The 11985-nt window shown below is 46.9% G+C and carries 9 protein-coding genes and 3 pseudogenes; 10 read left to right on the top strand and 2 right to left on the bottom strand.

The annotated features are described in order from the left end of the window. The first annotated feature begins 72 nt into the window (after positions 1-72). The 7 genes and pseudogenes from JCM16496_RS21870 to leuB all read left to right on the top strand — a co-directional run bounded on the left by JCM16496_RS21870 (position 73) and on the right by leuB (position 7168). Positions 73-309, top strand: a complete 237-nt coding sequence (locus JCM16496_RS21870) for a hypothetical protein (RefSeq protein ID WP_034523359.1) — start codon at positions 73-75, stop codon at positions 307-309. A 366-nt stretch (positions 310-675) separates the two neighbouring features. Next, positions 676-2170 (top strand): annotated as a pseudogene (locus JCM16496_RS12305) (2-isopropylmalate synthase). A gap of 42 nt (positions 2171-2212) precedes the next feature. Next, positions 2213-3607, top strand: a complete 1395-nt coding sequence (gene leuC / locus JCM16496_RS12300) for a 3-isopropylmalate dehydratase large subunit (RefSeq protein WP_025834597.1) — start codon at positions 2213-2215, stop codon at positions 3605-3607. Positions 3608-3716: 109 nt separating this feature from the next. Beyond that, entirely contained in the window at positions 3717-4316 is a 600-nt protein-coding gene (gene leuD / locus JCM16496_RS12295; protein ID WP_025834595.1) for a 3-isopropylmalate dehydratase small subunit, read from the top strand. After that, positions 4306-5847 (top strand): hydroxymethylglutaryl-CoA lyase-like TIM-barrel protein, encoded by a 1542-nt coding sequence (locus JCM16496_RS12290; RefSeq protein WP_025834591.1) that lies wholly within the window; start codon positions 4306-4308, stop codon positions 5845-5847. The genes leuD and JCM16496_RS12290 overlap by 11 nt, the downstream gene beginning before the upstream one ends. 12 nt (positions 5848-5859) lie before the next feature. After that, positions 5860-6102, top strand: coding sequence for an anthrone oxygenase family protein (locus tag JCM16496_RS12285; RefSeq protein WP_025834589.1), 243 nt, complete (start codon positions 5860-5862; stop codon positions 6100-6102). 4 nt (positions 6103-6106) lie between these two features. Next, on the top strand, positions 6107-7168 hold the full coding sequence (leuB, locus tag JCM16496_RS12280) for a 3-isopropylmalate dehydrogenase (RefSeq protein WP_005835570.1): 1062 nt from the start codon (positions 6107-6109) through the stop codon (positions 7166-7168). A gap of 126 nt (positions 7169-7294) precedes the next feature. On the opposite strand, the gene JCM16496_RS24635 is transcribed toward leuB, so the two are convergent. Then, on the bottom strand, positions 7295-7423 hold the full coding sequence (locus JCM16496_RS24635) for a hypothetical protein (protein WP_262482772.1): 129 nt from the start codon (positions 7421-7423) through the stop codon (positions 7295-7297). Between the two features lie 154 nt (positions 7424-7577). Between JCM16496_RS24635 and cysK the strand changes: the two are divergent. Further along, positions 7578-8527, top strand: a pseudogene (gene cysK / locus JCM16496_RS12270) (cysteine synthase A). A 15-nt stretch (positions 8528-8542) separates the two neighbouring features. After that, positions 8543-9392 (top strand): annotated as a pseudogene (locus JCM16496_RS12265) (tetratricopeptide repeat protein). Positions 9393-9395: 3 nt separating this feature from the next. Here JCM16496_RS12265 and recQ read toward each other — a convergent pair. Next, positions 9396-11207, bottom strand: coding sequence for a DNA helicase RecQ (recQ, locus tag JCM16496_RS12260; RefSeq protein WP_025834587.1), 1812 nt, complete (start codon positions 11205-11207; stop codon positions 9396-9398). A gap of 281 nt (positions 11208-11488) precedes the next feature. Between recQ and JCM16496_RS12255 the strand changes: the two genes are divergently transcribed. After that, positions 11489-11962 carry a helix-turn-helix domain-containing protein gene (locus tag JCM16496_RS12255; protein WP_005826207.1) on the top strand — a complete coding sequence of 158 codons (474 nt, stop codon included), beginning with the start codon at positions 11489-11491 and terminating at the stop codon, positions 11960-11962. Positions 11963-11985 lie beyond the last annotated feature (23 nt).

The raw sequence follows: 11985 nt of genomic DNA, 5'->3' as shown, positions 1-11985 counted from the left end.
GGCGGTTTCATAAACTTTTCTTATATTTGCGCCGAACTAATTTTATATCAACGTTTAAAGCAAATTGAAAGTATGAAGACTAAAGTTTTATTGGCTGCCGTTGCGGTAGCGTTTTCTTTCGCAGTGACATCTTGTGGCAACAAAAAGGCTGCAGATTCTAATGCAACTGAGGCAGATTCTTGCTGTGCTGCAAAAACAGAACAAGTATGTGACTCTGCAAAGGCATGTTGCCAGGCTGCTGATTCAGCAGCGTGTCCTAAAGCTGCATGTGATGGTGCCAAGTGTGACAAACCTTGTGAGAAAAAGTAATTCAGAACTTGTATTGAACTGATGAATAAGGAAAAGGCGTACCTCAAGGTACGCCTTTTTTGTGATATATTTCAGCGATAAATGAATACAAACTTATAAAATGATATTTTTTATCGGAAAAAAGTAACGAATTTATTTGTGTGGTACGAAATAATATCTACCTTTGCAACGTCAAAACAAAAAAGAAGATGATTCAGAACTTTACATATATTCTACTGTGTGGTATTATTATTCTACTGGCAAAGTTTAGTGGAAGTGAGTGCTGTGCGTGAATATATATGTAAGATGCAATGATATATGAAGCCTTTCTCACTTCCAAGTGCGAAAGGCTTTTTTTATGGAACATAAATTAAATACAATAAAGCAATGAGTGACAAATTATTTATTTTCGACACAACGCTCCGCGATGGCGAGCAGGTTCCGGGATGCCAATTGAATACAGTGGAAAAGATTCAGGTAGCCAGACAACTGGAAGCCTGGGGGTGGACGTGATTGAAGCCGGATTTCCGATTTCAAGTCCGGGAGATTTCAATTCGGTCATTGAGATATCAAAAGCTGTGACATGGCCCACCATTTGCGCCTTGACACGTGCCGTACAGAAAGATATTGATGTGGCGGCAGAGGCTTTGCAATTTGCCAAGCATAAACGTATCCATACTGGTATCGGTACATCTGACTCGCACATTAAATATAAATTCAATTCCAATCGCGAGGAAATAATAGAGCGTGCAGTGGCTGCCGTAAAGTATGCACGTAAGTATGTGGATGATGTAGAGTTCTATGCCGAAGATGCAGGCCGGACGGATAATGAATATTTGGCACGGGTGGTAGAAGCTGTTATCAAGGCAGGTGCTACTGTGGTGAATATTCCCGATACAACGGGGTATTGCTTGCCTGATGAGTATGGCGCGAAGATAAGGTATCTGATGGAACATGTCAACGGTATTCATAATGCCATTATTTCTACTCATTGCCACAATGACTTGGGCATGGCTACTGCCAATACAATGGCTGGCGTGCTGAATGGTGCCCGCCAGGTGGAGGTAACCATCAATGGTATTGGTGAACGTGCCGGAAATACTTCTCTTGAGGAAGTGGCGATGATTATCAAATGTCACAAGGACATAGAAATCGAGACCAACATCAATACACAGAAGATTTATCCAACCAGCCGTATGGTGTCCAGCTTGATGAACATGCCGGTGCAGCCCAACAAGGCTATTGTAGGTCGCAATGCTTTTGCCCATTCGTCGGGTATCCACCAGGACGGTGTGTTGAAGAATGTGCAGACGTACGAAATCATTGACCCGCATGATGTGGGTATTGATGATAATTCCATCGTATTGACAGCCCGTAGCGGACGTGCAGCTTGAAGAATCGTTTGTCGGTATTGGGAGTACAGCTGGATCAGGAGAAGTTGGACAAAGTGTATGAAGAGTTCTTGAAACTTGCCGATAAGAAGAAGGATATCAACGATGATGATATTCTGGTATTGGCAGGGGCAAACCGTACGCAGAACCACCGTATCAAACTGGAATATCTTCAGGTGACCAGTGGGGTGGGGGTTCGTTCGGTTGCCAGCCTGGGATTGAACATCTCCGGCGAGAAGTTTGAAGCCGCCGCCAGTGGAAACGGTCCGGTAGATGCTGCTATCAAGGCTTTGAAGAAGATTATTGACCGTCATATGACATTGAAGGAATTCACCATCCAGGCTATCAGCAAGGGTAGCGACGATATGGGTAAGGTACATATGCAGGTGGAATACGATAATCGTATTTATTATGGGTTCGGTGCCAATACGGATATTATCGCGGCATCGGTGGAAGCGTACATCGACTGTATCAATAAGTTCAAGATGTGATTTTAATCGTAAATTGTAAATAGCTAAATTGTACATAAAGAGATGAATACATTATTTGATAAAATCTGGGATGCCCATGTGGTACAGAAAGTGGAAGACGGTCCCACACAGCTTTATATTGACCGGCTTTATTGTCATGAAGTAACCAGCCCGCAAGCCTTTTCGGGATTGCGCGAACGTGGAATCAAGTGTTTCCGTCCGGAAAAGATTTTCTGTATGCCCGACCATAACACGCCGACGCATGACCAGGACAAGCCGATTGAAGACCCGGTTTCAAAGACTCAGGTAGATACACTGGCCAAGAATGCGGAAGAGTTTGGATTGGCCCATTTCGGCATGATGGACAAGAAGAACGGAATTATCCATGTAGTAGGTCCGGAACGCGGGCTGACCCTGCCTGGCATGACCATTGTCTGCGGTGACTCGCATACTTCCACCCACGGGGCGATGGGAGCAGTGGCTTTCGGTATCGGTACGAGTGAGGTGGAAATGGTAATGGCCTCGCAATGTATCCTTCAGACCCGTCCTAAGACAATGCGCATCACTGTTGACGGCAAACTTGGCAAGGGAGTGACGGCAAAAGATGTAGCATTGTATATGATGTCGAAGATGACGACCAGCGGCGCTACGGGATATTTCGTGGAATATGCCGGAGAAGCTGTGCGTAGTCTGACTATGGAAGGCCGTCTGACTTTGTGCAATCTGAGTATAGAGATGGGTGCCCGCGGCGGTATGGTTGCTCCGGATGAGACCACTTTCGAGTACATCAAAGGACGCGAATATGCTCCGAAGGGTGAGGCATGGGACAAGGCATTGGCCTATTGGAAAACATTGAAGAGTGATGAGGGTGCAGTGTTCGACAAGGAAGTCCGTTTTGCTGCCGAAGATATTGAACCGATGATTACATACGGTACCAATCCGGGCATGGGTATGGGTATCACACAACATATTCCTACTACCGAAGGCATGGGAGAAGCTGCCCGGACCTCTTTCATGAAGTCTATGAGCTATATGGGTTTCCAACCGGGAGAACCTTTGCTGGGTAAGAAGGTTGACTATGTGTTTTTGGGTGCTTGTACCAATGGACGTATTGAGGATTTCCGTGCATTTGCTTCCATAGTGAAAGGCCGTCGGAAAGCCGAGGGTGTAGTGGCATGGCTGGTTCCGGGCTCCTGGATGGTAGATGCACAGATTCGCGAAGAGGGACTGGACAAGATTTTGGAAGAGGCCGGTTTTGCCATTCGCCAACCGGGTTGCTCCGCTTGCCTGGCAATGAACGACGATAAAGTGCCTGCCGGAAAGTATGCAGTGTCTACCAGTAACCGTAATTTTGAAGGACGCCAGGGACCGGGTTCCCGAACACTGCTTGCCAGCCCGCTTGTAGCTGCAGCAGCGGCAGTGACTGGAGTAATTACTGACCCGAGAACGCTGATTTGATGTACGATTGGGCGATTTACGATTAAAATTACTTCGTAAATCAAACATCGTTCAACAAAGGTAAACCAAGAGTATTTTCAATCGTAAATTGTAAATCGTAAAAACAAAGATGAAGACAAAATTTGATAGATTAACCAGTACTTGTGTGCCTCTTCCATTAGAGAATGTGGATACAGACCAGATAATCCCTGCACGTTTTCTGAAAGCTACTACCCGTGAGGAAAAGTTCTTCGGAGATAATTTATTCCGCGATTGGCGTTATCATCCGGACGGTTCTCTGAACAAGGACTTTGTTTTGAACAATCCCACTTACGGTGGACAGATTCTGGTGGCGGGAAAGAACTTCGGTTCCGGTTCCAGCCGTGAGCATGCTGCATGGGCCATTGCCGGTTACGGTTTCCGTGTGGTGGTATCGAGCTTCTTTGCCGATATACACAAGAACAATGAACTGAACAACTTTGTGCTTCCGGTGGTGGTAAGTGAGCCGTTCCTGAAAGAGTTGTTCGACTCCATCTCTGCCAATCCGAAGATGGAAGTGGAAGTGAATCTGCCCGAACAGACCATCACCAACAAGGCTACGGGCAAGAGCGAACATTTTGAAATCAATGCCTACAAGAAGCATTGCCTGATGAATGGCTTGGATGACATCGATTTTCTGGTTGAGAATAAAGATAAGATAGAAGCTTGGGAGAATAAAAATGAAGCATAATCATCCGAAGATAGAAATCATGGACACTACGCTCCGCGACGGTGAACAGACCAGCGGAGTCTCCTTTGTGCCCCATGAGAAGCTGATGATTGCCCGTTTGTTACTGGAGGAATTGAAGGTAGACCGGGTGGAGGTGGCTTCTGCGCGGGTATCCGAAGGAGAGTTTGATGCCGTAAAAATGATTTGTGACTGGGCGGCACGCCGTAATCTGTTGCCAAGAGTAGAAGTGCTTGGCTTTGTAGATGGCCACACATCGGTGGACTGGATACATGCGACCGGTTGCCGTGTCATCAATCTGCTGTGCAAAGGCTCGCTGAAGCATTGCACCTACCAGTTGAAGAAGACTCCCGAAGAGCATATCGAGGATATTCTGTCCGTAGTGGATTACGCCAATGAGCAGGATATGGTAGTGAATGTCTATCTGGAAGACTGGAGCAACGGCATGAAAGATTCTCCGGAATATGTGTTCCTGCTGATGGATGCATTAAGCCGGACGAATATACGGCGCTATATGCTACCCGATACCTTGGGAGTGCTGAACCCGCTGCAGGTCATCGAGTTCATGCGCAAGATGGTGAAACGCTATCCGCATGCCCATTTCGACTTCCACGCCCACAATGACTATGACCTTGCCGTGAGCAATGTGCTTGCCGCCGTACTTAGCGGTTGCAAGGGACTGCATACTACCATTAACGGCCTGGGCGAACGCGCCGGCAACGCTCCGCTTGCCAGTGTGCAGGCTATCCTGAAAGACCACTTCAATGCCATTACCAACATTGACGAAAGCCGCCTGAACGACGTAAGCCGTGTGGTGGAGTCCTACTCGGGCATCGTCATTCCCGCCAATAAACCGATTGTTGGCGAGAATGTATTTACCCAAGTGGCAGGCGTCCATGCCGACGGTGACAATAAAAGTAACCTCTACTGCAACGACCTCCTGCCCGAACGCTTTGGCCGCAAGCGAGAGTATGCCCTGGGCAAGAACAGCGGTAAAGCCAATATCCGGAAGAATCTGGAGGACTTGGGATTACAACTGGATGAAGATGCCATGCGCAAAGTGACCGAACGCATCATTGAACTGGGCGACAAGAAAGAGCTGGTGACGCAAGAAGACCTGCCCTATATTGTTTCGGACGTACTGAAGCACGGAATGGCAGAAGAACGCGTCAGCCTTAAGAGCTATATTGTGAATCTGGCGTATGGATTGAAGCCGATGGCTACGTTGAAGATAGAAATCAACGGAAAGGAATATGAGGAAAGTTCCAGTGGAGATGGCCAGTATGATGCTTTTGTGCGCGCTTTGCGCAAGATATATAAAGTGACACTGGGTCGTAAGTTCCCGATGCTGACAAACTATGCTGTGACCATTCCTCCCGGTGGGCGTACCGATGCCTTTGTGCAGACGGTTATTACCTGGAGTTTTGAAGATACGATATTCCGTACACGCGGATTGGACGCAGACCAGACGGAAGCGGCCATCAAGGCGACGGTGAAGATGCTGAATATTATAGAAGACGAATACGAATCATAAAAAATGAATCTCATGGAGAAAAAGAAATCGTTTTTTGAGAGGCGTCCTTATGTATGCTATGCGTTGTATGCAGGCTTGCTTTTTGCTTTCAACCTCTTTCTGCGTTGGTGGAGCGGCGAGTTGGATGCGGACGAGTATCTTATGTCAGCCATCAATACCCTTATATTGACGGCAGGTTTTGTGTGGGGTGACCGGTATCGCCGCAAGAATCTTGCAAACAAAAAGAAGATAGATGAACTTTTAAATAATAAATAAAACAATGGATTTTAAAATTGCAGTGTTGGCCGGTGACGGTATCGGCCCCGAAATCTCTACCGTAGGCGTGGATGTGATGACTGCCGTGTGTGAGAAGTTTGGACATAAAGTGAACTATGAATATGCCATCTGCGGTGCAGACGCGATAGACAAGGTGGGTGACCCGTTTCCCGAAGCCACTTATGAGGCTTGTAAAAATGCGGATGCTGTATTGTTCTCTGCCGTAGGTGACCCGAAATTCGACAATGACCCTACTGCCAAAGTGCGTCCCGAGCAGGGCTTGCTGGCTATGCGCAAGAAACTGGGACTGTTTGCCAACATCCGTCCCGTGCAGACCTTCAAATGTCTGCTCCATAAGTCTCCCCTTCGTGCGGAACTGGTGGATGGTGCCGATTTCCTTTGCATCCGCGAACTGACCGGTGGCATGTACTTCGGTGAGAAATACCAGGACAATGACAAGGCGTATGATACGAACATGTATACCCGTCCTGAGATTGAGCGTATCCTGAAAGTCGGATTTGAATATGCCATGAAACGCAGCAAACATCTTACGGTGGTGGATAAAGCCAATGTGCTTGCCTCTTCCCGTCTTTGGAGACAGATTGCCCAGGAGATGGCACCGCAGTACCCCGAGGTGACAACCGACTATATGTTTGTGGACAACGCCGCCATGAAGATGATTCAAGAGCCGAAATTCTTTGACGTAATGGTTACGGAAAATACGTTTGGTGATATTTTGACGGACGAGGGTTCCTGCATCAGTGGCTCTATGGGATTGCTGCCTTCTGCTTCTACGGGAGAGAGCACGCCGGTATTCGAACCTATCCATGGTTCCTGGCCGCAGGCGAAAGGCTTGAATATAGCCAATCCGCTGGCGCAAATTTTGTCTGTAGCCATGCTTTTCGAATACTTCGACCTGAAAGAGGAGGGGGCGTTGATTCGCAAGGCAGTGGATGCTTCACTCGATGCGAATGTACGTACACCGGAGATTCAAGTAGAAGGTGGCGACAAATACGGTACCAAGGAAGTGGGCGCGTGGATTGTAGACTATCTTAAGAAGTCTTGATAACAGTGTCCCATTACCGTTCTGTTCATCAGTAACTTCTCACTGCAAAGTTCTGCAAACCTTTTGCAGTGTCACTGCAAAGCTGTTACAGTCGCGCTGCAAAGCAGTTGCAGTACCACTGCAAACCTATTTGCAGTAACGCTGCAGCTCGTTTGCAGTATTACTGCAAAAAGCATGCACCATCTTTGCAGTGGGAAGTCGCTGATTGTCAGATATGGTTCTTCCTCCCCATCCTTCCTTCTTCAATCGTTTCATATCCTTTCATCCTCTTTATTCGTGTTAAGCTTTGATAGATAGCAGTATAATCTTTCCTTTTCCGGAGGTTTATTTCTTGGAATTTCCATATCTTTGTCAGCATATCCATGTTACAATAAGTGTGTACGGGAAGAATGTATTAGACAGTGAGATTATGGCGAAAATTGCAAAGAACCTGACGGAGTTGATTGGGCATACTCCTTTGATGGAATTGGCTGAATACAGCCGTAAATACGGATTGAAAAGAAATATTGTGGCCAAACTGGAATCTTTTAATCCGGCGGGAAGCGTGAAGGACCGTGTGGCATTTGCATGATTGAGGATGCCGAGGCACGCGGGGCTTTGAAACCCGGAGCCACGATTATTGAACCTACCAGTGGCAATACCGGCGTGGGACTGGCGATGGTGGCAACCATCAAGGGATACCATTTGATATTGACCATGCCGGAGACCATGAGTGTGGAACGCCGTAATCTGTTGAAAGCCTTGGGTGCGGAGATTGTACTGACCGACGGGCTGACAGGTATGGCCGGCTCCATTGCCAAAGCGAAAGAACTGCGGGATGCGATACCCGGTGCGGTTATTCTGCAGCAGTTTGAGAGTCCCTCCAATGCCAAGGCGCATGAACATACTACGGGGGAAGAAATCTGGACGGACACGGATGGTAAAGTTACTGTTTTTGTTGCCGGTGTGGGCACGGGCGGTACGGTCTGTGGAGTGGCGCGTGCCTTGAAGAAACATAATCCGGAGGTCTATGTTGTGGCTGTAGAACCGGCCTCCTCTCCGGTTTTGGAAGGAGGCGAAGACGCACCGCACCGCATCCAGGGGATTGGGGCCAATTTTATTCCTTCCATTTATGATGCTTCTGTAGTAGACGAGATTATTCCGGTGCCCGATGACGAGGCCATTCGTGGAGGACGAGAGCTGGCTTCTACGGAAGGCTTGCTGGCTGGTATCTCATCCGGTGCGGCGGTATATGCGGCACGGTTGCTGGCCGAACGCCCTGAATTTGCGGATAAAATGATTGTTGTCCTACTGCCCGATACGGGGGAACGCTATTTGTCAACAGAACTGTTCGCTTTCGATACCTATCCTTTGGAATAAATACGAAACTATTATATGAAGAAACTTATTTTTTCTTTCCTCTTGTGTGGAGCCACGATGTTCCCTGCCTTTTCACAAACCTATCAGGAACTGAGCGAACGTGCGGTTGCAGCCACGGAGCAAGACAGCTTGTCATTGGCCGAAAAATACATTGAACAAGCTTTGAAAATGGAGCCCGCCAATCCTCATAATGCTTTGCTGTTCTCCAACTTGGGTACGATACAGCGTCGGCAGCACCGGTATGAGCAGGCCCTTGACTCGTATACTCTGGCATTGAACATTGCTCCGCGTGCCATACCTGCCTGATGAATCGTGCCGCTCTTTATCTTGAGTTGGGGAAGGATGATTTGGCCCGGATAGACTATTCTTTGGTGCTGGATATAGAGAGCGATAATCAGGAAGCCTTGCTGATGCGTGCCTATATCTATATGCGGCAGCGTAACTATAATTTTGCAAAGTCTGATTATGAACGTCTGCTGAAACTTGCTCCCCAGAGCTACAATGGCCGCCTAGGGTTGGCTACACTGGAGCAGAAGGAGGGTAAATTCGAAGCGGCACTTTCGATATTGAATGCCATGATTGCAGAAAAAGGAGGAGAAGCTACCCGGCTGACTACCCAGCAATATGCCGTACTTTACGTGGCACGTGCAGGTGTGGAGCAGGATATGAAACATGTGGACCTGGCCATGATGGACTTGGAAGAAGCTATCAAACTGGATTCTTCGCAGACAGAAGCTACTTGATACGGGGGCAAATTTACCTTTCTCAAAAGAAAAAGGAGTTGGCAAAACGTGACTTCGAAAAAGCCATTTCGCTTGGCGTGCCGCAAGGCGACCTCAGGGATTTGCTGTTGCAGTGTAAATAATATTCAACTGTATTTCTGTATCAGTTCCACAAACTCCTTTCCGTATTTCTTCTTCTTATATTCACCGATACCGCTGATATTACCAAATTCTTCTATGGTAGTGGGGCGAGAGGTGCTGAGTAGGTGGAGCACTTTGTCGGACAGTACGATATAGGCAGGAAGTGCTTCCTGGTCGGCAAGGCGTTTGCGGAGAGTGCGGAGAGCCTCGAAAAGTTCCCCGCTTTCTGTATTGGGCAATCCCAATGGCAATTCTTTGGTTGGAACTGTAGCCTTGCGTTTACGGCCTTTTGTAGCTTGTACAGCTTCCTCGCGGCGGATGGTGACAAGCAGGGCGCGTGCTCTGCCAAACAAGACATCTGTTCCGCTTTGAGTAATTTTCAGATGGTTGTTTTCATTGTAGGCTATTTCGAAATAGCCGAGTTGCAACATTTGCAGAAGGTAGTCATGCCAATCTCTGGCGGGTACTTCACGCCCGGCTCCAAAGGTCTTAAGGCGATGGTATCCTCTTTCTGTAACTTCAGAACTCATGTTTCCCCGGAGGATGTCCACTAAAATACCGGTCCCTATCTGTTGTTCGGAACGCGCGATTGCACTAAGTGCCTTTTGTACGATTATTGTACCATCGAAACGCTCGGGAGGATTTTTGCATACATCACAGTTTCCACAGTCGCAAGTCGTATTTTCACCGAAATAGCTTAACAGAATGCGGCGGCGGCAGATATCTGCTTCCGCATATTGCTGCATGCGTTGCAGTTTTTCCAGGTTGATGCTTTGTTGTCCGCTGTCCGTTGCGAATTTAGTGAGCAGAATGAGGTCGGCCAGTGAATAGAACAAAAGGGTGTCACTGGGCATTCCGTCTCGTCCGGCACGTCCTATTTCCTGATAGAAACTTTCAATGCTTTTGGGCAAATTGTAATGAATTACCCAGCGCACATTGCTTTTGTCAATTCCCATTCCAAAGGCAATGGTGGCGCATACCACTTGCACGCGGTCATTGATGAAGTCGTCTTGTGCTTCATCTCTTCGTGCGGGCGACAGTCCTGCATGATAGACCGCCGACTTTATCCCTTGTTTTTGAAGCATTTGTGCCACTGTCTCAGTCTTGCTGCGGCTCATGCAATAAATGATGCCGCTCTCTCTCGGATGGCGGGCGATGAAATCGAGGATGGCTTTGCTTTTTTCCTTCTGCTGGTAACCTCTTTTTACGGTGAGACTCAGGTTGGGACGGTCGAAAGATGAAATGAAAATTCTCGGTTGGTTGAGGTGTAGCTGTTTAATAATATCTTCACGGGTTATTTTGTCGGCTGTGGCAGTAAGTGCAATGATGGGAACCTGGGGAAACAGTTGGTGAAGGATGTCCATCTGTGTATATTCCGGACGGAAATCGTGTCCCCATTGTGAGATGCAGTGAGCTTCATCAATGGCGAAAAGGGAGATATGCATATCCCTTAACAGATAGTTGGCTTCCGCCAATAATTTTTCAGGAGAAATATATAGCAGTTTCAGCTTGCCTTCCATGCATGCACGTCGTAGGGAAGCATTCTCTGTTTCATCATTATTGCTGTTCAGCGCACCGGCCGCGATGCCGTTTGCACAGAGCGTTTCCACTTGGTCCTTCATCAAGGAAATGAGCGGAGAAACCACTACCGCCGTGCCTTCACTCAATAGGGCGGGAAGTTGGTAGCAGATGGATTTTCCACCTCCCGTAGGCATCAGTACTAATGCGTCTTTACGGTCCATCAGATGGCGTATGATGTCTTCTTGTAAGGGGCGGAAACTGTCGTAACCGAAATATGTCTTGAGCGTTTGTAGCATAATCTGGCAGTATGGATTTCTTCCGGCAAAGGTACACTAATTATTGCATATACTACAAATGTAAAGTCATCAAGATTTTGTATCATATGAGTTTCTACAAAAGGTTAAAGTTTCTTATTAATGGCTGAATTGACCTACTTTTCAACCTTTTTCGTTGTTTATTTATCAAAAATATATACGGGAAAAGTTGTGTATTAAAAAAAAATGTCTGACTTTTGTAAAGTCTAAGGGGCTAACCCTTTGGATTTTCCGATTTTAAACAACCCTAACCAGTTAATTCAATGAGTGATTTAGAAAACAATGCCCAGGAAAAAGGAACGAAGAAACGTCCTTACAACCTGCGCGAAAAGAAAGAAAAGGATGCTGCCTACCGTTCTTTGATAAGGCCGGAATTGGCAGATGAGTTGTATGACAAGATATTGAATATCGTTGTTGTACAAAAGAAGTACAGAGATGCTGATTATTCCGCTAAGGATTTGGCGAAAGAATTGCAGACCAATACCCGCTATTTATCTGCAGTGGTGAATTCACGCTTCGGCATGAACTACTCTTGCCTGCTGAATGAATATAGAGTAAAAGAAGCGCAGCATTTGTTGACAGACAAAAGATATGCTGACAAGAATGTAGAGGAGATCAGTACGATGGTCGGCTTTGCAAATCGTCAGTCTTTTTATGCTGCTTTCTATAAAAATGTAGGTGAGACTCCTAATGGATATCGTAAAAGACACGCAGAAAAAGAAGCTAAGAAGAAATAATTCTGTATGACTGAATGAATAAA

The sequence above is a fragment of the Bacteroides rodentium JCM 16496 genome, assembly GCF_000614125.1.
Taxonomy (GTDB): domain Bacteria; phylum Bacteroidota; class Bacteroidia; order Bacteroidales; family Bacteroidaceae; genus Bacteroides; species Bacteroides rodentium.
Note: the sequence above shows the minus strand (reverse complement) of the source record. Positions and strands in the feature narration are given on the sequence as shown.